Source organism: Streptomyces viridochromogenes DSM 40736, assembly GCF_000158955.1.
GTDB lineage: Bacteria > Actinomycetota > Actinomycetes > Streptomycetales > Streptomycetaceae > Streptomyces > Streptomyces venetus.
The window spans coordinates 8119507-8137442 of record NZ_GG657757.1 but is presented as its reverse complement, the minus strand read 5'-3'; the positions used below and the strand labels follow the sequence as shown (position 1 = coordinate 8137442).

Annotated in this window: 21 protein-coding genes and 1 pseudogene; 9 read left to right on the top strand and 13 right to left on the bottom strand. The window is 71.6% G+C overall.

What is annotated here, in order from left to right; genetic code table 11:
- The first annotated feature begins 67 nt into the window (after positions 1-67).
- Positions 68-700: a LysE family transporter gene (locus SSQG_RS35695; RefSeq protein ID WP_003994868.1), complete on the top strand. Its 633-nt coding sequence runs from the start codon at positions 68-70 to the stop codon at positions 698-700.
- Positions 701-783: 83 nt separating this feature from the next.
- Positions 784-1233 carry a nitroreductase family deazaflavin-dependent oxidoreductase gene (locus SSQG_RS35690; RefSeq protein ID WP_003994867.1) on the top strand — a complete coding sequence of 150 codons (450 nt, stop codon included), beginning with the start codon at positions 784-786 and terminating at the stop codon, positions 1231-1233.
- Positions 1234-1354: 121 nt separating this feature from the next.
- Here the strand turns inward: SSQG_RS35690 and SSQG_RS35685 are convergent, their stop codons facing one another.
- Entirely contained in the window at positions 1355-2275 is a 921-nt protein-coding gene (locus SSQG_RS35685; RefSeq protein WP_039934362.1) for a cation diffusion facilitator family transporter, read from the bottom strand.
- A gap of 139 nt (positions 2276-2414) precedes the next feature.
- Here SSQG_RS35685 and SSQG_RS35680 point away from each other — a divergent pair, with 139 nt between their 5' ends.
- Together SSQG_RS35680 and SSQG_RS35675 are read left to right on the top strand one after the other, a co-directional pair.
- A complete protein-coding gene (locus SSQG_RS35680) occupies positions 2415-3440 on the top strand; it encodes a glutathione S-transferase family protein (RefSeq protein WP_003994865.1) in 1026 nt (341 codons plus the stop codon).
- Positions 3441-3480: 40 nt separating this feature from the next.
- Positions 3481-3777 carry a DUF4235 domain-containing protein gene (locus SSQG_RS35675; protein WP_003994864.1) on the top strand — a complete coding sequence of 99 codons (297 nt, stop codon included), beginning with the start codon at positions 3481-3483 and terminating at the stop codon, positions 3775-3777.
- 90 nt (positions 3778-3867) lie between these two features.
- On the opposite strand, the gene SSQG_RS43270 is transcribed toward SSQG_RS35675, so the two are convergent.
- The 3 genes from SSQG_RS43270 to SSQG_RS35665 form a co-directional block, all read right to left on the bottom strand.
- Positions 3868-4008: an AsnC family transcriptional regulator gene (locus tag SSQG_RS43270; RefSeq protein ID WP_276327126.1), complete on the bottom strand. Its 141-nt coding sequence runs from the start codon at positions 4006-4008 to the stop codon at positions 3868-3870.
- A 63-nt stretch (positions 4009-4071) separates the two neighbouring features.
- Positions 4072-4464 (bottom strand): VOC family protein, encoded by a 393-nt coding sequence (locus SSQG_RS35670; RefSeq protein WP_003994863.1) that lies wholly within the window; start codon positions 4462-4464, stop codon positions 4072-4074.
- Positions 4465-4543: 79 nt separating this feature from the next.
- The gene (locus SSQG_RS35665; protein ID WP_003994862.1) at positions 4544-5008 is read right to left on the bottom strand and encodes a pyridoxamine 5'-phosphate oxidase family protein; all 465 of its coding nucleotides are present in this window, start codon (positions 5006-5008) and stop codon (positions 4544-4546) included.
- 306 nt (positions 5009-5314) lie between these two features.
- On the opposite strand from SSQG_RS35665, the gene SSQG_RS35660 reads away from it, so the two are divergent.
- On the top strand, positions 5315-6346 hold the full coding sequence (locus SSQG_RS35660; protein WP_003994861.1) for a 7-epi-alpha-eudesmol synthase: 1032 nt from the start codon (positions 5315-5317) through the stop codon (positions 6344-6346).
- A gap of 49 nt (positions 6347-6395) precedes the next feature.
- Here SSQG_RS35660 and SSQG_RS35655 read toward each other — a convergent pair whose 3' ends face one another.
- The 6 genes from SSQG_RS35655 to SSQG_RS35630 all read right to left on the bottom strand — a co-directional run bounded on the left by SSQG_RS35655 (position 6396) and on the right by SSQG_RS35630 (position 11931).
- A complete protein-coding gene (locus SSQG_RS35655; RefSeq protein WP_003994860.1) occupies positions 6396-7646 on the bottom strand; it encodes a cytochrome P450 in 1251 nt (416 codons plus the stop codon).
- Positions 7643-8248 (bottom strand): GTP-binding protein, encoded by a 606-nt coding sequence (locus tag SSQG_RS35650; RefSeq protein ID WP_039934359.1) that lies wholly within the window; start codon positions 8246-8248, stop codon positions 7643-7645. The genes SSQG_RS35655 and SSQG_RS35650 overlap by 4 nt, the downstream gene beginning before the upstream one ends.
- Positions 8229-8603 carry a DUF742 domain-containing protein gene (locus tag SSQG_RS35645; RefSeq protein ID WP_003994858.1) on the bottom strand — a complete coding sequence of 125 codons (375 nt, stop codon included), beginning with the start codon at positions 8601-8603 and terminating at the stop codon, positions 8229-8231. Before SSQG_RS35645 ends, SSQG_RS35650 begins: the two co-directional genes overlap by 20 nt.
- Positions 8600-9010, bottom strand: a complete 411-nt coding sequence (locus SSQG_RS35640; RefSeq protein WP_003994857.1) for a roadblock/LC7 domain-containing protein — start codon at positions 9008-9010, stop codon at positions 8600-8602. Before SSQG_RS35640 ends, SSQG_RS35645 begins: the two co-directional genes overlap by 4 nt.
- Before the next feature lie 5 nt (positions 9011-9015).
- The gene (locus tag SSQG_RS35635) at positions 9016-10746 is read right to left on the bottom strand and encodes an ATP-binding protein (protein ID WP_039934355.1); all 1731 of its coding nucleotides are present in this window, start codon (positions 10744-10746) and stop codon (positions 9016-9018) included.
- A gap of 240 nt (positions 10747-10986) precedes the next feature.
- A complete protein-coding gene (locus tag SSQG_RS35630; protein ID WP_003994855.1) occupies positions 10987-11931 on the bottom strand; it encodes a GlxA family transcriptional regulator in 945 nt (314 codons plus the stop codon).
- 71 nt (positions 11932-12002) lie between these two features.
- On the opposite strand from SSQG_RS35630, the gene SSQG_RS35625 reads away from it, so the two are divergent.
- Positions 12003-12953, top strand: a complete 951-nt coding sequence (locus tag SSQG_RS35625) for an NADP-dependent oxidoreductase (RefSeq protein WP_003994854.1) — start codon at positions 12003-12005, stop codon at positions 12951-12953.
- A 158-nt stretch (positions 12954-13111) separates the two neighbouring features.
- On the opposite strand, the gene SSQG_RS35620 is transcribed toward SSQG_RS35625, so the two are convergent.
- Complete coding sequence (locus SSQG_RS35620) at positions 13112-14218, bottom strand: NAD(P)-dependent alcohol dehydrogenase (protein WP_003994853.1); 1107 nt, start codon at positions 14216-14218, stop codon at positions 13112-13114.
- A 23-nt stretch (positions 14219-14241) separates the two neighbouring features.
- Complete coding sequence (locus tag SSQG_RS35615; protein WP_003994852.1) at positions 14242-15696, bottom strand: aldehyde dehydrogenase family protein; 1455 nt, start codon at positions 15694-15696, stop codon at positions 14242-14244.
- A gap of 103 nt (positions 15697-15799) precedes the next feature.
- On the opposite strand from SSQG_RS35615, the gene SSQG_RS35610 reads away from it, so the two are divergent.
- The 3 genes from SSQG_RS35610 (at position 15800) to SSQG_RS35600 (ending at position 17634) form a co-directional block, all read left to right on the top strand.
- On the top strand, positions 15800-16237 hold the full coding sequence (locus tag SSQG_RS35610) for a MarR family winged helix-turn-helix transcriptional regulator (protein WP_003994851.1): 438 nt from the start codon (positions 15800-15802) through the stop codon (positions 16235-16237).
- Positions 16238-16455: 218 nt separating this feature from the next.
- On the top strand, positions 16456-16836 hold the full coding sequence (locus SSQG_RS35605; protein WP_039934353.1) for an anti-sigma factor antagonist: 381 nt from the start codon (positions 16456-16458) through the stop codon (positions 16834-16836).
- Positions 16837-16971: 135 nt separating this feature from the next.
- Entirely contained in the window at positions 16972-17634 is a 663-nt protein-coding gene (locus SSQG_RS35600) for a DUF4230 domain-containing protein (protein ID WP_003994849.1), read from the top strand.
- Here SSQG_RS35600 and SSQG_RS35595 read toward each other — a convergent pair.
- Positions 17635-17936: pseudogene (locus tag SSQG_RS35595) on the bottom strand (complex I subunit 5 family protein); the annotation flags it as partial.

Sequence of the window (17936 nt, the reverse complement as noted above, 5' to 3'; positions counted from 1 at the left end):
CCGCCGCTCCCGTCGCGCGCCGACAGCAGCAGCCCGGCCGCCGTGGAGGGCCGACGCCGCCACGCGTATGACGGCCGCGCTCGTGGCGGGGCTGCTCGCCGGGTACGGCATCGCCGTCCCGGTCGGCGCGGTCGGGACCTACCTCGTCTCCCTCACCGCCCGTACGTCCCTGCGCACCGGTGTCTGTGCCGCGCTCGGCGTCGCCACCGCCGACGGGCTGTACGCCCTCGCGGCCACACTCGGGGGGACGGCCCTGGCCGGGGCGCTGCGGCCGGTGCTCGGACCGTTGCGCTGGGTCTGTGTGCTGGTGCTGCTCGGGCTGGCGGCGTGGGGTGCGGCCGGCGCGCTGCGCGAGTACCGCGGCCACCGGCTCGCCACCCGCAGGGCCCCCGCTCCCCCGGGTCCCGCCCGGGCCTACCTCGGGCTGCTCGGCGTCACGCTGCTCAACCCCACCACCGTGATCTACTTCGCCGCGCTGGTGCTCGGCTCGCGGGCCGCGGGCCCGGCCGGTGCCCTGGAACAGGGTGTGTTCGTCGTGGCGGCCTTCGCCGCGTCCGCGAGCTGGCAGGTGCTGCTGGCCGGGAGCGGTGCTCTGCTGGGCCGGGCGCTGACCGGCCGTGGGGGGCGGCTGGCGACGGCGCTGGTGGCGAGTGGGGTGATGACGGCGCTTGCCGTGCGGATGGTGGTGGTGCCGGGGTGAGGTGCGCGGCCGGATGATTTCCGGGCGTACCGGTGTTGAACTGGGTGTCAGTCAGTTCTGGACGCGACGATGGGACGGATGCCATGCCTCTCGAGGGCGAGTACGAGCCCAGCCCGACGCAGTGGGTGCGCAGGCAGGTGGAGCTGTACGAGAGCTCCGGTGGTACGGAGGGGACGACCCTCCAGGGCTCGAAGATGCCGGTGGTGCTGCTGACCTCTCGGGGTGCCAAGAGCGGCAAGCTGCGCAAGACACCGGTGATGCGGGTGGAACACGAAGGACGCTACGCCGCGGTCGCCTCCCTCGGCGGTGCGCCCCAGCACCCCGTCTGGTACTTCAATCTCAAGGCCCACCCGCAGGTGGAGCTCCAGGACGGCCCGGTCAAGCAGGACATGACCGCCCGTGAGATCACGGGCCAGGAGAAGTCGGAGTGGTGGGAACGCGCCGTCGCGGCGTATCCGCCGTACGCCGACTACCAGAAGAAGACGAACCGGGAGATCCCGGTGTTCGTTCTGGAGCCCGCCGAAGGCGGGTGACACCGGCGGGCCAGGGCTGCCCGGGAGGCCGGTGCGCCGGTCTCCCGGGCAGTGGTGGGCCCGGTCGGAAATTTTTTCTCGCCGAGGGTGCATGAACCGCCGGCGGTGGGGCACGCGAGGGTCAGGCCCCGCCGCGCTCCCCCGTCGCGGCGGGGCTTTCCGCTGCCTCGCGCGCGGGGCGGTCGGTGACGTCGAGGAAGATCTGGTCCGCCTCGGGGACCATACGGGCGATGGAGTTCTTGATGCGGACGGCGACCTCCTCGACCCGCTCGCTGTCCAGGCCGGGCACCAGGTCCACACGGGCGGCCACAAGGGCCGAGTCGAGCCCCGTCTTCATCGTGAAGAGCGCCTCCACGCTGTCGATCTCGGGCTGTGCCCGCAGCAGCGACCGGATCCGCCCGCTCGCCTCCGGGTCGGCCGCCTCACCGATCAGCTGGTCCCGCGCGTCACGGCCCAGCCGGAACGCGACGTAGACCAGCAGCCCGCCGATCGCGAGGGAGGCCGCCGCCTCCCACACCACCTGGCCGGTGACCATGTGCAGCGCCATGCCCACGATGGCCAGCGAGACGCCGAGCACCGCCGTGCCGTCCTCGGCGACGACCGTGCGCAGGGCCGGATCCCGCATTCCGGCACCCGTGCCGCCCTGCCGGCGCACCTGGTACAGCGCGCGCAACAAGGACGCGCCCTCCGCGAGGAGGGCGATGCCGAGCACGATCAGGCCGGCCACATAGCCGCTCAGCTCCTCCTCCGCTCCGCTGGCCAGGGCTTCGAAGCCCTGGAAGAACGAGAAGCAGCCGCCCATGACGAAGATCCCGACGGCCGCGAGGAGCGACCAGAAGAAGCGCTCCTTGCCGTAGCCGAAGGGATGACGCCGGTCCGCGGGGCGCCGGCTGCGCCGTAGGGCGGCCAGCAGAAACACCTCGTTCAGGCTGTCGGCCACCGAATGGGCCGCCTCCGACAGCAGCGCGGGTGAACCCGCGAGCAGTCCGCCGACGGCCTTGGCGACCGCGATCACCAGGTTGGCTGCGAGGGCCACCAGCACGGTGACGCGTGTCCTGCGGTCAGATCCTTCTTCAGTCACCCCCGCCGATTGCCCCGGTCGGCGGTGCTCACACCGTGCCGTCCGCGCAAAACGGGGAACGCGTTCACCAGGGCACACGTACGGCAAGGAGGTCACACCCATGAGCCGCGACGACGGCGACGACGGCAACAGTGCCTACGGAAGGAGGGCGTTCAAGCGGTCCAAGGCGCATTTCACGGACCGGATCACGGCGGACGGCCGGGACGGCTGGCCGGTGGAGGCCGGCCGCTACCGTCTGGTCGCCAGCCGCGCCTGCCCGTGGGCGAGCCGGTCGCTGGTCTCCCGGCGGCTGCTCGGCCTGGAGGACGCGCTGTCCCTGGCCGTCGCCGACCCGATCCAGGACGACCGCAGCTGGCGCTTCACGCTGGACGAGGACGGCCGCGACCCGGTCCTGGGGATCCGCTATCTGGCGGAGGCCTACGACCGGCGGGAGAAGGACTATCCGGGTGGTGTCAGCGTCCCGGCGATCGTGGACGTGCCCAGCGGGAAGCTGGTGACCAACGACTACCAGCAGCTGACACTCGATCTCGCGACCGAGTGGACGGCCCTGCACCGGGACGGGGCGCCCGATCTGTACCCGCCCAAGCACCGCGACGAGATCGACGAGGTGATGGCCGACGTCTACGAGGACGTCAACAACGGCGTGTACCGAGCGGGTTTCGCCACCGAGCAGGAGGAGTACGAGGCCGCCTGCGCGGGCGTGTTCCGGCAGCTGGAGCTGCTCGCGAAGCGGCTGGAACGGCAGCGGTACCTCGTCGGCGACACCATCACCGAGGCGGACATCCGGCTGTTCACCACACTGGTCCGCTTCGACGCGGTCTACCACGGCCACTTCAAGTGCAACCGCTGGAAGCTGGCGGAGAACCGGGTGCTGTGGGGGTACGTCCGTGACCTGTACCAGACGCCCGGCTTCGGCGACACCGTCGACTTCGACCACATCAAGCGGCACTACTACCAGGTGCACACGGGCATCAACCCGACCCGCGTCGTGCCCCTGGGACCGGACCTGTCCGGCTGGCTGACCCCGCACCACCGCGAGGAGCTGGGCGGCCGGCCGTTCGGCGACGGCACCCCACCCGGGCCGGTCCGCCCCGAGGGGCGGATCCCGGCCGCGGGCACACCCTGACCACCGCGAGGCACCCCTCTCACCGACCTAGGAGATCCACGTGGCCAAGAAGAAGAAACTGCCCCTCGCCTACCAGCCCCTCGGGTTCGTGCTGGGCTGGTCGAGCGGCTGGCTGGCCGGACTCGCCTTCCGCAAGACATGGATGGCGATCCGGCACGAGGAGGACGCCCCCGACGCCCTGGACCAGGACCGCGGCTGGGGGGAGATCCTGCTGGCCGCCGCGGTCCAGGGCGCCATCTTCGCCGTGGTGCGCAGCGCCGTGGACCGCGCGGGCGCCAAGGCCATCGAGCGCTCGACGGGTACGTGGCCGGCCGGCGACAAGGGCGGCCGCGACTGACGACGCCCCGGTCCCGCCCGGCCGGCAGGCACCGCCGGGCGGGACCGGCCTCGTCACAGGGGCCCGCTCAGCCGTCCACCTTGATCGTCTTCATGGTGAGGTGGGACTCGAGACGCAGGACGGCGGGCAGTCCGCTGAGCCTGTCAGGCCCACCCGCTTGGCCGGCTCGACGTTCCACAGTCGGCCGTCCTGGCGCAGGTGAAACAAAATGTCCCGGTCGACGGCGTCCAGGCTGCTCTCGTTGCCCCTACGGAGATCATTGGAGCATGTCCGGCAACCGGGCCGCCGTCGCCGTCAGCCCTGCTTGGGCGCGGTCGGTGGGATGCGGCGCAGCGTGAAGGAGTGGCCGGCCGGGTCGGCGTAGCCGCGCTCCTCCCAGGGGCCCGAGGCGTCCTTCGCCTCCAGGGGCCGTCCGCCGAGGCTGACGACCCGGCGTTCCACCGCGTCGAGGTCGTCCACCACGAACTCCAGATGCGCCTGGAGCGAGTTCTCCGGGCGGGGCCAGCTGGGCGGGGTCGCGTTGACGTCCCTGCGCAGTGCGATGCGGAAGCCGTCGGCGGTCCTGATCTCCACCCGGTTGGCGGTCGCGTCCGCCTCCTCCCCTTCCAGCAGTTCCTTGTAGAACACGGCGAGTTTCTCGGGCTCGGCACAGTCGAGCACCAGGACACCCGCATTCACCAGGGCCATGTCTCCTCCGCAGGATCCCGGCCGCGGGGCGGTGGTGCCCTGCGGCCCTGTACCTTGCGGATATCCCGGCCGGGCGAATTCAGTCGGCCGTCAACCACCGTCCGTCGCGCATGAGTTCGCGGCCGTCCAGCTCGTCGGCCTCCCGCCAGGCCTGCATCCGCCGCGGCACGACGCGGAAGTAGAGGTAGGGCGTGGACAGCCGGCGGGGGTCGAACCCGGTCTTGGCGGCGAAAAGTTCGGCGTCCTGCTCGGTCAGCTCGCCTGGCTGGACGGTCTCGACGTCGCCCTCGACGAGGACGACGTCACGGGTCGGCCCGATTCCGACGCGGGCCCGGCCGCTCGCGGCCAGATTCCGCCCGGTGGGACTCGACGCGGGAGTGGCGAACAGCAGATACGAGCCGTTCCAGAGGAAGGACAGCGGGACGAGGTACGGCGTCCCCGACGCGCCGTCGGCCGTGGCGACCCAGGCGTCCACGTCGTGGTCCAGGCGGTGCAGGGTGTCCTTCTTGCGCTGCTCAGCGCTGCGTACGGGTGCGGACGTCATCGTCGGTGAACCTCCTGAAGCGTCGTCAGCGGACGTGCTCCAGTGTGGCGTTCCGGGGCCGCGGAGGCGTGACGGGCGGGCCGATGCCGGGTGAGGGAGGAGGGAGCATACGCAGCTCAAGCGCTTTCTGCAGTAACGGAGATCACGGCAGCGTCACGGAATGGCTTATTCCCGCCTTGGGCAGTCTCGTACCGCTTCTCGGTTCAAGGTTCGTACTGCGAAGCCAAGTTCGACTGTGCGGGCGGTTCCGACACAGTTCGTTCGCAGGGACGGGGGCTCTGCGGTCCGTCTCCCGAAAGGAAGCACATGCCTCAGGACGTCCGGTTCGACCTGCCCTTCGAGACCCCCGTCAGCAAGCACCTGGAGTCCGCCCGGGCACGCCATCTGCGCTGGGTGTGGGAGATGCGCCTGGTCCACAGCCGGGAGGGGTTCGAGGAGTACAGGTCCTGGGATCTGCCCCAGGCCGCCGCCCGCACCTACCCCCACGCGTCGGCGGACGACATGGTCGTCCTGATGAACTGGTTCTCCCTGGCCTTCCTCTTCGACGACCAGTTCGATGCCAGCCGGCCCGACCGCGCCGACCGGATAGCCGAGGTCGCGCGGGAGCTGATCGTCACTCCCCTGCGGCCGGCCGGAACCCCTCCCCGGGTGGCCTGCCCGATCACCCTCGCCTGGACGGAGGTGTGGAAACATCTCTCGCATGGCATGTCCTTGACATGGCAGTCGCGCTTCGCGGCCTCCTGGGGGCGGTTCCTGGAGGCGCACTGCGAGGAGGTCGACCTGGCCGCCCGGGGGCTGGAGGGGACGCTGGGCCTGGTCGAGTTCACCGAGTTCCGCCGCCGCACGGTCGGCATCCACCACAGCATCGACGCGGGCGAGCGCAGCCGCGGCTTCGAGGTCCCCGCTCAGGCGATGGCGCATCCGGTGATGGAGCGGATGCGTGACCTGGCCGCCGACACCATCGGGTTCATGAACGACATCCACTCCTTCGAACGGGAGAAGCGCCGAGGCGACGGCCACAACCTCATCGCCGTGCTGCGCCGGGAGCGGGGCTGCTCGTGGCAGGAGGCCACCGACGAGGCGTACCGCATGACCATCGCCCGTCTCGACGAGTACCTCGAACTCCAGGAGCGCGTCCCGCAGATGTGCGACGAACTCCGCCTCGACGAGGCGCAGCGGGACGGGGTGCGGCTGGGCGTGGAGGCGATCCAGCACTGGATCAACGGCAACTACGAGTGGGCGCTGACCAGTGGCCGCTACGCGGCGGCGAAGGAGGGCGCCGTGGCCACGGCCGAGCTCGCCGGGCGGGGCTCGGTGGACGACCTGCTGACGGTCTGACCGACGGGGGTGCCCGGCCCCGGCCCGGCCGGGCACCCCCGTCGTACGGCTACGCGGGGAACTCGACCGGCAGGCTGTCCAGCCTGGACTCCCAGGTGGAGGCGGTCGAGGTCAGCTCGTCCGGGGGCACGGCCAGGGTCAGACCCGGCAGCCGGTGCAGCAGGACGTCCACGGCGATCTCGATGATGGACTGGCCGATCCCCTGCCCGGGGCACTCGTGCGGTCCGGAACTGAACGCCAGGTGGGCCTGGTTGCCCTGGACCGAGACGCCGGTGTCCGGACGGATCTCGGGGTCGACGTTGCCCGCCGCGAGGCCCAGCACCAGCAGGTCGCCCTCCTGGATCTGGTGGCCGCCGAGCTCCAGGTCGCCGGCGGCGAACCGGCCCGGCAGCACGGCCAGCGGAGGGCTGTTCCACATGACTTCCTCCACCACTCCCGAGATGTTCAGCTGCCCGCTGATCAGTCCCGAGAGCCGGGCGGTGTCGGTGAGGATCAGCTGGAGGACCCGGGCCAGCAGGTTGCTGGTCGTGGTGTGCGCGGCGATCAGCACGAGGCGCAGATGGCTGACCACCTCCTCCTCGTCGAGACCGGCAGCGTGCCCCAGCAGGGCGGTGGTGAAGTCACCGCCGGGTTCGGTCCGCTTGCGCTCGGCGAGTGCGCCGAGGATCGCCACGATGCGGTCGTTGTGCGCGAGGGCGTCCTCACCGCCCTTGAGGACCTGGGCGCAGGACTCGACCAGGTCCCGGCCCTCCGCCTCGGGGAGCCCGAGGATGCGGGAGAGCACCAGCATCGGCAGGTACTCGGCGTAGTCCGTCACGAGGTCCGCGCGTCCGGTGGCCGCGAACGCGTCGATCTGCTTGTTCGCGAAGTGGGTCGCGTGGCGCCGGATGCCCCGGACCGCGGCGGCCTGGAGTCCGTCGGTGACGGCGGACCGCAGCCTGCGGTGCGGTTCACCGTCCTGGGACACGCAGTCCGGCCGCCAGCCCAGCATCGGGATCAGGGGCGAGGACTCCTCCACACGCCCCTGCGTCCAGTCCCGCCAGATGCGGGCGTCCCTGCTGAACTGGCGAGGGTTGTCGAGCACGCGCCGCGTGTCGCGGTAGCCGAGGACCAGCCAGGCGGGCACGTCGCCCTCCAGCAGCACGGGCGCGACCGAGCCGTGCTCCTTGCGCAGCCGTTCGTAGATGCCCCCCGGGTCGGTCGCCGCCTCCGGCCCGTAGAGCCGGGTCAGTTCGGCGGCGTGGTGCGCGACGGGGCAGCCGCGCGGAGCCTGGAGGGGACTTTCGGGCTGATCGTTCATCGGGGCTCCAGGGCCACGGCCGAGCGTTCCTTGAGGTGGTGGATCAGGGCGACCAGGACGTCACGGCTGGAGGCTCGGTCGCGGGCGTCGAAGGCTATGACCGGGGTGTGTTCGGGGATGTCCAGGGCGTCCCGGATCTCCTCGACCGGGTAGTTGCTGGAGTCGGGGAAGACGTTCAGGGCGACGACGAAGGGCACCTCCTGCCGCTCCATCTCCTCGATCGCCCGGAAACTGGACTCCAGACGGCGCGTGTCCACCAGGACGATCGCGCCGAGCGCCCCCTTGAACAGCCCGTTCCACAGGAACCAGAACCGCTCCTGGCCGGGCGTGCCGAACAGGTAGAGCACCAGGCTCTCGTTGATGCCGATCTTGCCGAAGTCCAGGCTGACGGTGGTCTGCGTCTTGTCGCCGACGCCGATGAGACGGTCGACGTCGGCGCTGGCCTGGGTGAGGGTCTCCTCGGTGGTGAGCGGCTTGATGTCGCTGACCGACCGGACCATCGTGGTCTTCCCGGTGCCGAACCCTCCGGCGATCATCACCTTCACCGAGCGGGTGTCCCCGGCCGCCCGCCCTCCGGGTTGGTCAAAGCCTTTCAAGTCCACTGAGTACCTCCTCAAGGAGCGCGAGGTCGGGCCCGCGGCCGGCGGCGTCGTGTGCCGGAATGGGATTGCGGGCTTCGACGCGACCTGCGTCCAGCAGGTCCGACAGCAGCACCGCGAGAATGTTGAAGGGCAGCCCGAGGTGAGCGCCGAGTTCGGCGACCGACAGCGGATCGCGGCAGCGCCTGAGGATCTCCTCGTGCTCGTGCTGCATTCCCGGTAACGGGGCGGCACGGGCGAGGACGAGGGTCGCCACGTCGAGGCTCGACGCCGAACCGCCCGGTCCGCTGCGTCCTCCGGTGAGGACGTAGTAGCGCTCGAGACCGGACGGGTCCGACGGTTTGCGGGGAGCACTCATCCAGAGTGCTCCTCCAGGCGCGGAGTGGTGCCGAGGAGCTCACCCATCCTGCGGGCCAGGTCCCGCATCTGATGCCCGAGCAGGCCCTGGTCGAGGCCCTCTCTGGCGAGGACACCGAGGTACGTCTCCACACCCGCGCGGACGACGAAGAGGTGCCCGCCGTCGACCTCGATCATCGCCAGGCGCAGCTGGCCGGCGTACTTGGGGAACTGCTCGGCGACCGGCTGGGCCAGGGCCTGCAGGCCGGCCACCACGGCGGCGAAGCGGTCGACGTCGTCGGGGTCTTCGGCGCCGTAGGAGGTGATGGCCTTGCCGTCGCTGGAGGCCACGAGGGCGAAGCGGATCTCCTGGATGCTCTCGACGAGATCGCGGAGCGCCCAGCTCACATCTGTTCCTTGTTGCGTCATGAGGACTAGTCGCTCTCTTCGGTGCGGTGCTCGGTGGACTCACGTCCGGCGGGGGTGTCGCGGTCGTCGTCCTCCCGGGAGGCCTCCGCGGCATCGCGTCCGGCGGTGGCGAAGGCGGCGAGACCGGAGAAGGAGGCGTCCGGCGGGACGGCGGAGACGGTGCTCCGGTCGGTCCGCTCGGCCGGCCGGGGTTCGGCCGCCTCGTTCCGCTTGCTGCGGCGCCGGGGCAGTCCGCCGGGTGTGGTCTCCACGGCTGCGGCGGGTGCGGCCGGTGCCGGTGCGGTGGCCGTCTCCCGGGGGGCCGGGGCGGCCGCCGTGGTGCGAGCCTCCGGGGCGGGCGCGGCCGGGGTGGTGGCGGCGGGCGCGGGCAGCGGGCTGAAGTACTTGTGCGGAACCACGATCACCACGGAGGTACCGAGCCAGGGCGAGTCCGCGAAGGTGACGCGGATGCCGTAGCGGCGGGCGAGGGCGCCGACGACACGCAGGCCGATGCTGGCGTCCTCGGTGATGCCGCCGAGGCCCGCGCCGGGCGCGGTGCCCGCGAGGGCGTGTTCGGCCTCGCGCTTCTTCTCCTCGCTCAGGCCCTTGCCGGAGTCCTGGATCTCGATGCCGACGCCGTTGGGGACCTCCTTGCCGGAGATGAGCACCGGTTCGGTGGGCGGCGAGTAGCGGGCCGCGTTGTCCAGGAGGTGGGAGAAGATCAGCGTGAGGTGGTCCACGAGGCCGCCGTCGACGCCAAGTTCGGGCAGGTGGCGCACCTGGACGCGGTGGAAGTCCTTGATCCGGCCGATGCCGCCGCGCACCACGCTGAGCAGCCGCTGCGGCTCCTGCCACTGGCGTCCCGGGCGGTCCGAGCCGCCGAGCACGCCGATGCTCGCGGCGAGGGAGTCGGCGGGGCCGAGCTCCTGGTCGAGCTCCATCAGACCGCGGGCGACGGCCGGCAGCCTGCCGTGCTCGCCCTGCATCTCGTGCAGACGACCGCGCAGCTTGCTGGTCAGGACGTGGATACGGTTGCCGATGCTGATGACGGCCTGCTCGGCGGTGGTCGAGCGGTCGAACTCCGCCTCGAGGCCGATCAGGGCGGTGCGCAGCAGCTTGCGCAGTTCGGCCTGGAGGTCGGCACCGACCTTCGCGCACTGGTTGACCGTGGGCAGGACGTCGTCGATGGCCTCGCCGGAGCGCAGTTTGGCCATCGCGTCGGGCAGTTGCTCGTCGGCGAGCCGGGTGACGGCGGCGAGCTGGTGGGACAGCTGCTCCTGCCAGACCTGGGCCTGGTCGGCGAGCTGGGCCTCGTAGGAGGTGGCCTGCTCGGTCAGCCGTTCCTCATAGGCGCGGGACGTGTCGGCGAGCTGCGTCTCGTACGAGGCGCTCTGCTCGGCGAGGCGCCGCTCGTAGGCCGCGCTCTGCTCGGTGAGCTGGGACTCCAGGGTGGCGCGGTCGGCGGAGAACTTCCGTTCCAGGCCCGCCACATGCTGCTGCCACTGCTGGTTGTGCTCGGCCTGCGTGGAGCGGAACGTGCCCTCCGTCCGGTGCAGTTGGGCCCGGGTACGCAGCAACAGGCGTACGCACACGGCGCCGGCCGCGGTCGCCGCGACACCGGCGACGGCCGTGGTTATTCGGTCCGAGCTCATGAACGTGGCGGCAACGGTCCCGCCGCCCAAGCCCAGCGGCATCAACCACCAGCTGTACCAGGCGACAGGGGCCCGCGCCGCCGGGGGCGGAGTGGCGAGTTCCATCTGCATCCTTCGAAGCAACACGATCGAACGGGGGGGTGTGAACCGCACTCATGAGTACGCACCGCGAGTCGACCGGACGCGATCGCGTCAACTCGCAGCGCCGATCGGAACCCTATCGGGTTTGGACCCGAAAGGATCAACCTCGCCACCTGCCGGAGGTGAGGGTTCCATCACGCTCCGACAGAAAGTAACGGGTCGACAAATGTCTTTGCTGGGCTGAGGAGTTGGCCGGGCGGCAGGTCAGCGGGCGGTCTGGAACGTGCGGCGGTAGGCCTGCGGGGAGACCCCGATCGCCGCGGTCAGGTGCTGACGCAATGAGGCGCCGGTCGCGAAGCCGACCCGGCCGGCGATCTGGTCGACGGTGAGGTCGCTGGACTCCAGCAGATGGCGGGCCCGGGCGACCCGCTGCTGGATCAGCCAGCGGCCGGGGCTGAGGCCCACCTCGTCGTTGAAGCGGCGGGCGAAGGTGCGCCGGCTCATCCGGGCGTGAGAGGCGAGGTCGGCCAGGGTGAGCGGTTCGCCGAGGCGTTCCAGGACCCAGGCGCGGGTGGCCGCGGTACTCGCGGCGCCCTGTTCGGGGACGGGCTGTTCGATGTACTGGGCCTGGCCGCCGTCCCGGAACGGCGGGACCACGCAGCGGCGGGCGACGGTGTTGGCGAGCCGGCTGCCGTGGTCCTTGCGGACGAGGTGCAGGCAGACGTCGACGCCGGAGGCGGCCCCGGCGGAGGTGAGGAACGGGTGGTCGTCGACGAACAGCACGTCCGGATCGAGGTCGACGTGCGGGAACGTGCGGCGGAACCGGTCGGCGACCTGCCAGTGGGTGGTCGCCCGGCGCCCGTCGAGGAGTCCGGCGGCGGCGAGGACGAAGGCGCCGGTGCAGATGGATACGATGCGGGTCCCGGGGCGGATGCGCGCGAGCGCGGCAAGGACGTCGCCGGGGACCTCGTCGGTGAGGTGGGCGGGCGCGACGGGCGCGATCACCACGGTGCCGGCCGTGGCCAGGGCCTCGGGGCCGTGCTCCACGGTGACACCGAAGTCCGCGTTCGTGCGTACCGGGCGGCCGTCGACGGAGCACGTCAGGACCTCGTAACGGCCGTCGGCGGCCCCGAGGATCCGGCTGGGGATACCCAGCTCGAAGGGGTACACACCGTCCAGGGCCAGGACCACCACTCGTTCACGCCGCATGGCACGATTCTATCGAAGGTTGGCAATCTTGCCATTGGCGGCCGGTGCCCGGACGGGCACGCTGGGACACCATGACCACACAGCACACGATGCGAGCCATCAGCCAGGACGTCCTTGGCGGCCCCGAGGTCCTCAAGGAAGTGGAGATCGAGCGCCCGCAGCCGCGGCCGAACGAGGTACTGGTCCGGGTGCGGGCCGCCGGGGTCAACCCGACCGACTGGAAGCACCGCGCCACGGGCGGCTTCCTCGGCGAACCGCCCTTCGTCCTGGGCTGGGACGTCTCCGGGGTGGTGGCGGCGGTCGGGATCGGTGTCGCGGCGTTCGCGCCCGGTGACGAGGTGTTCGGCATGCTGCCGTATCCCTTCGGGCACGGCTCGCACGCCGAGTACGTCATCGCTCCGGTACGGGCCCTGGTGCGCAAGCCGGCCGGGATCGACCACACCCAGGCGGGCGCGCTGCCGCTGGTCTCGCTGACCGCGTGGCAGGCGCTGACCGAGCACGCGGACGTCCGCCCCGGGCAGCGGGTGCTGGTCCACGCCGCGGCGGGCGGGGTCGGGCATGTGGCGGTGCAGATCGCCAAGGAGCGCGGCGCCTACGTGATCGGCACGGCGAGCGCGGGCAAGCACGAGTTCCTGCGCGGGATCGGCGTCGACGAGACGATCGACTACCGCGAGACGGACTTCACCGAGGCCGTGAAGGACGTCGACGTCGTGCTGGACACCATCGGCGGCGACAACGCGCTGCGCTCGCTGCGCGTGCTGCGCCCGGGCGGTGTCGCGGTGTCGATCCTGCCGGGCGGCAAGGACGACTTCTACCAGGAGGCCGAGCGGCTGGGTGTACGGGCGGTCCGGATGCTGGTCGACGCCGATCGTGCGGGCATGGAGGCGATCGCGGAGCTCGCCGAGGCGGGGAAGCTGCGTGCCACGATCGCCGGGACCTTCCCCCTGACCGCCGCAGCGCAGGCCCACGCCTCGGGCGAGACCGGCCGGACGACGGGGAAGCTGGTGCTGCTGAACGACTGAGTAAGCGGCCTTTGTCGACGCGCCGACCGCCGCGGGCGGACACCCCTCGCTGAGCTGCGGGCCATCGTGCCGCCAAGTTCGGCACGGGTGGGCGCAGCGGCACCCCACGTCGGGACGCGCACCCACCCGACCCCAGCGGCAACACCGAGAGCTTGGTGTCAGAACGTCAGCACCGGCTTGATCGCCTTGCCCGACCGCATGTCCTGGACCGCCCGGTCGATGTCCCCGAAGGGGTACGTGCTGATCAGGCGGTGCAGCGGCAGGCGGCCCTCCTGCACCAGGCGGACCAGGGCCGGGATCATCGTCTGCGTCTCGCTGTCGCCGAGGGTCAGTCCGACGATCCGCTTGCCGCCGAGGAGGCCGTTGACGTCCAGGGCCACCTCGGTGCCGAAGGGCGGTGCGCCGACGACGACCAGGGTGCCGCGGGCGGCGAGCGCGTCGACGCCCTGGCGCAGGACACCGACGTTGCCCGTGCTCTCCACGACCCCGTCCGCGCCCTGGCCGCCCGTGATGCCGGTGAGGGCTTCGGCGAGGTCCGTCCGGCTGGTGTCGACGGTGTGCGTGGCGCCCAGCTCCGCCGCCAGACAGAGGCGTTCGGCGACCCGGTCGACGGCGACGATCCTGGTGGCCGGCGTGAGGGCCGCCGCCATCACGGCCGACAGTCCGACCGCCCCCGCGCCGAGGACGACGACCGTGCTGCCCGTGTCCGGCTTCAGGACGTTCCACACGGCCCCCACGCCGGTCTGCACTCCGCAGCCCAGCGGGGCGATCGACTCCAGCGGCACCTCCGGGCCGACCTTGACCAGGCTGCGCTCGTCGGCCAGCGCCCGCTCGGCGAAGGAGGACTGGCCGAAGAAGTGACCGCCCAGGGCCTCGCCGTCCCGGCTGATCGTGCTGGATCCGTCGGCGCGGCCGCCGCCGAGCAGGTTCAGCGGCAGCCAGGTGGCGCAGTAGGCCGGGTGCCCGCCGCGGCAGTTGCGGCAGTCGCCGCAGGAGGTGAAGGAGAGCAGGACGTGGTCGCCGGGCGCGACGCCGGTGACGGCGGAGCCGACGGCCTCGACGACGCCCGCGCCCTCGTGGCCGAGGACCCCGGGCAGTGGGAAGGGCAGTCCGCCGCTCGCCACGCCCAGGTCGGTGTGGCACAGGCCGGTGGCGACCATGCGGACCAGCGCCTCGTGCGGGCCGGGTTCGTCGAGGACGATGTCGGAGAGGGTGAAGGGCGCGCCGCCGGACTCGACAACCGCGGCACGGGTGGTGGTGGGCATCGCAGAAGCTCCTTGACGGTGGCTCAGTCGAGCGAGACGACGACGGACTTGACCTTGGTGTAACCGTCGAGGGCCTCGGGCCCGTACTCGCGGCCGTAGCCGGAGTCCTTCACCCCGCCGAAGGGCACCGCGGGATCGAGCATCGCCCAGTCGTTGACCCAGACGATGCCGGCCTGGAGGCGGTCGGCGACCCGGTGTGCGCGGGCGAGGTTGCCGGTCTGGACACCCGAGGCCAGGCCGTAGGGCGTGGAGTTGGCGAGGGCGACGGCCTCGTCCTCGTCGTCGAAGGGCTGCACGGTGAGGACCGGGCCGAAGATCTCCTCCTGGACGACCCGGGAGTCGTTCGACAGGTCGGCGATGACGGTGGGCTTGTAGTAGTAGCCGCCGTCCAGGTCGAGCCGCTCGCCGCCGCAGACGATTCGGGCGCCCTCCTTGCGGGCCAGGGCGACGTACTCCTCGACCTTCTTCAGGTGCTTCTCGGCCGCCATCGGGCCGATGACGGTGGCCGGGTCGCGCGGGTCGCCGACCGGTACGCCGGGCACGGCCTCGGCGAGGATGCCGAGCAGCGTGGGGTAGGCCGAGCGGGCCACCAGCAGGCGCGGGCCGCCCATGCAGAACTGGCCGGTGTTGAAGACGAAGCCCTTGATCACCGCGCCGACGGCCTTCTCCAGGTCGGCGTCCTCGAAGACGATGCGGGCCGCGTTCCCGCCGAGTTCCATGGTGACGGGCTTGAGGGCCTCGCCCGCGACGCTCGCCACGTGCCGGCCGATCGCGGTGGAGCCGGTGAAGGCGATCTTGTCGACACCCCGGTGGCGCAGCAGCGCCTCCCCGGCCACCGGCCCGCTTCCCGTCACAACGTTGACCACGCCGTCGGGTACGCCCGCCTCCTGGAGGAGCCGGGCCATGTACAGGGCACTGAGTGGGGTCTCGTCGGCGGGCTTGTGGACGACGGTGTTGCCGGCCGCGAGCGCGGGGCCGAGCTTGGAACCGGCGAGGATCAGCGGGAAGTTGAACGGGGTGATCGCGGCGACCACGCCGAGGGGCTCGCGCCTGGTGTAGGCGAGGGCGTTGAGGGGGGTGTCGCGCAGGGCGCCGTCCTGGCTCTGGGCGAGGTTCGCGAAGTACTCGTAGTCGTTGGCCGCGTTGGTCACGTCGACCGCGCCGCACAGCGTGATCGGCTTTCCGACGTCGAGGCTCTCCAGGGCGGCGAGCTCGTCGGCGTTCTCCCGGATCAGCCGGGCGACGCGGTGCAGCGCCCGGCCCCGCTCGCGGCCGCTCAGGCCGGACCAGGCGCCGTCGTCGAAGGCCTCGCGAGCGGCGCGTACGGCCGCGTCGACGTCGGCCGGCCCCGCCTCGGCGACGGTGGTGACGACCCTGCCCCGGGACGGATCGACCACCTCGGTGCGCGCCCCGTCGGCGGCCTCGCGCCACTGTCCCCCGACGAACAGCTGCCCGGGTTCCCTCTCGAAGGTGGTCATCGCCGCTCCTCAGCATCGTCGCCAAGTTTTCAACAAACAGGATTCCTGTTGGTTCGCAGTCTCTGCACAGACAGGTTTCCTGTCAATGCTCTAGCCTGCTTCCATGCTCGACACACAGGTGACCAAGGCGTCCCCCTCGCTGCTCTACATGGTCAAGCAGGTGGAGCTCGTCGTGCGCTCCCACCTGGACGAGCTGGTCCGGCCCTCGGGGATCACGGCGCTCCAGTACACGGCGCTGACCGTCCTGGAGCGGCACGACGGACTGTCGGCGGCCCAGCTGGCCCGCGACTCCTTCGTCACCGCCCAGTCCATCGCGGACCTCGTCCGCTCCCTGGAGGGCCGCGGGCTGGTGCGCCGGGAGCGCAATCCCCGCAACCGCCGCGAGCTGCTGATCCTGCTCACCGACGACGGCCGGGAACTGCTGGCCCGGTACGCCGGGCCCGTCCGGGAGCTGGAGGAGCGGATGGTGCGCGACCTCACGGCACACCAGACCGAGCAGTTCCGGCAGGCCCTCACCACGGCCTGGCACGCCCTCTCGTAACCCGGGGCACGCGCCCGGCAGCACGCCCACACCCACTCCCGCGCGCACCCCGGCGCACATCCCGGCGCGAACCTCGGCCAACTCGGCCGCAATTCAAAGACATATGTCAATCGAACATGCTGAAATTCACCCGTTGGGGGGTAACTTGCGGGGCAGGGAACGGTTTTGAGGACCGCGCCCCCTTCCCACGCACGGAGCAGGCTGGAGGTGATCTCTTCGTGCGGCAGGAACCTGCACCGCTCACCCGGCATCTGCGCGTCCGCCAGGAACGGGGGCACACGGTGCTGGAGTTCTGTGGCGAGATCGACCTCGCCGCGGCCTCGGAGATCGCCCCGCACCTGGACCGGGAGACCGACCGCCCCGCCGCCCGGGTCGTGATCGACCTCAGCGGGATCGAGTTCTTCGACTGCTCGGGCCTGCGGCTGCTGTACCGGGCCAGGAGCCGGGTGCTCGACCGCGACGGGCATCTGCTCCTCGTCTGCGCCCACCCGCTGACGCTGCGCGTCCTGCGGATCACCGGCCTGTCCCGGCTGCTGCCCCCGCAGCCGACGCTGGACGCGGCGCTGGAACAGCCGGAGGCGACCTCCGGCTCGCTGTGACGCCCGGCCGCGGCCGCCGGCCCCGCCGTGTCCGCGTGCGCCTTCCGTGCATCCGCCCGCGTCGTCCCGTTCTCAACAGGCCGGTCTGGCGGGGCATCTGGCGGGCATCCGGTCAGTAGGAAGGAGGGCCGTCGCATGACGACTCCCGTCAAGCGCCTCCCCAGGCGCATGCCCGGCTGGGCCAAGGTGCTGGCCGCGCTCGTGCTCGTGCTCGTCGTGTTCTTCGCCGGGATCCGGCTGAGCGTGATCCCGGGCCTGAAGGACCTGTTCGGCACCGACACCCACGACCGGTCCGGACCCGCGCTGCTGAAGTCCATCCAGGACATCAGCCGTTACGACGCCGCCTCCGGCAACTTCCAGGTCGTCGTGGACCTGGAGAAGGACGCCAGGTTCCTGCCCGACGCGATCCGCGGCACCCGCACCCTGTACGTCGGTGCGGGCACCGTCGACTCCTATGTCGACCTGGGCAAGGTCGGTGAGAACGACGTGCGCGTCAACGGCGACCGCACGTCCGCCACGCTCCGGCTGCCCCACGCGCAACTGGGCAAGCCGGCCCTCGACCCCGACCGCTCCTACGCCGTCTCCAAGCAGCGCGGTCTCTTCGACCGGCTCGGCGACCTCTTCTCGGACAACCCCAACGGCGAACAGGCCGTGCAGAAACTCGCCGTACGGCACATCGGCGACGCGGCGAAGGAGAGCGAGCTGACCGCACGCGCCGAGTCGAACACCACCGGCATGCTCGAAGGCCTGCTGCGGTCCCTGGGCTTCAAGGAGGTGCGGGTCTCGTACGGGAGCTGATCAGCCTCCGAGGATCCCGGGCAGGACGAGCGCGCCCAGCAGCGTGGTGCCCACCAGGAACCACGCGACGTAGTCCCCGAGGTGCCCGGACTGCAGGCGCCGCAGCGGCAGCGCCCGGTCCGGCGCGGCGATGAGCCGCGGCCGGGTGACGGCCACGGCCGCGAGGGCGAGCGCCAGCGCGGTCGAGGCGAGGCCGAGCAGGACACCGAGCGGGGTCCAGTGCACGGAGGCGTGCACCAGGCCACCGGTCCCGGCCTCCTGCACGGCATGTCCCACCGCGCCGGCGAAGCCGGGGACCACGC

What these genes read in the sequence shown, in the direction of transcription:
- SSQG_RS35610 (WP_003994851.1), top strand. Translation starts at nt 15,800, where the DNA reads ATGCTCGACACACAGGTGACCAAGGCGTCCCCCTCGCTGCTCTACATG.
- SSQG_RS35645 (WP_003994858.1), bottom strand. Translation starts at nt 8,603, where the DNA reads ATGAGTGCTCCCCGCAAACCGTCGGACCCGTCCGGTCTCGAGCGCTAC.
- SSQG_RS35640 (WP_003994857.1), bottom strand. Translation starts at nt 9,010, where the DNA reads ATGACGCAACAAGGAACAGATGTGAGCTGGGCGCTCCGCGATCTCGTC.
- SSQG_RS35655 (WP_003994860.1), bottom strand. Translation starts at nt 7,646, where the DNA reads ATGAACGATCAGCCCGAAAGTCCCCTCCAGGCTCCGCGCGGCTGCCCC.
- SSQG_RS35695 (WP_003994868.1), top strand. Translation starts at nt 68, where the DNA reads ATGACGGCCGCGCTCGTGGCGGGGCTGCTCGCCGGGTACGGCATCGCC.
- SSQG_RS35680 (WP_003994865.1), top strand. Translation starts at nt 2,415, where the DNA reads ATGAGCCGCGACGACGGCGACGACGGCAACAGTGCCTACGGAAGGAGG.
- SSQG_RS35615 (WP_003994852.1), bottom strand. Translation starts at nt 15,696, where the DNA reads ATGACCACCTTCGAGAGGGAACCCGGGCAGCTGTTCGTCGGGGGACAG.
- SSQG_RS35600 (WP_003994849.1), top strand. Translation starts at nt 16,972, where the DNA reads ATGACGACTCCCGTCAAGCGCCTCCCCAGGCGCATGCCCGGCTGGGCC.
- SSQG_RS35690 (WP_003994867.1), top strand. Translation starts at nt 784, where the DNA reads ATGCCTCTCGAGGGCGAGTACGAGCCCAGCCCGACGCAGTGGGTGCGC.
- SSQG_RS35635 (WP_039934355.1), bottom strand. Translation starts at nt 10,746, where the DNA reads ATGGAACTCGCCACTCCGCCCCCGGCGGCGCGGGCCCCTGTCGCCTGG.
- SSQG_RS35660 (WP_003994861.1), top strand. Translation starts at nt 5,315, where the DNA reads ATGCCTCAGGACGTCCGGTTCGACCTGCCCTTCGAGACCCCCGTCAGC.
- SSQG_RS35630 (WP_003994855.1), bottom strand. Translation starts at nt 11,931, where the DNA reads ATGCGGCGTGAACGAGTGGTGGTCCTGGCCCTGGACGGTGTGTACCCC.
- SSQG_RS35620 (WP_003994853.1), bottom strand. Translation starts at nt 14,218, where the DNA reads ATGCCCACCACCACCCGTGCCGCGGTTGTCGAGTCCGGCGGCGCGCCC.
- SSQG_RS35665 (WP_003994862.1), bottom strand. Translation starts at nt 5,008, where the DNA reads ATGACGTCCGCACCCGTACGCAGCGCTGAGCAGCGCAAGAAGGACACC.
- SSQG_RS35625 (WP_003994854.1), top strand. Translation starts at nt 12,003, where the DNA reads ATGACCACACAGCACACGATGCGAGCCATCAGCCAGGACGTCCTTGGC.
- SSQG_RS35670 (WP_003994863.1), bottom strand. Translation starts at nt 4,464, where the DNA reads ATGGCCCTGGTGAATGCGGGTGTCCTGGTGCTCGACTGTGCCGAGCCC.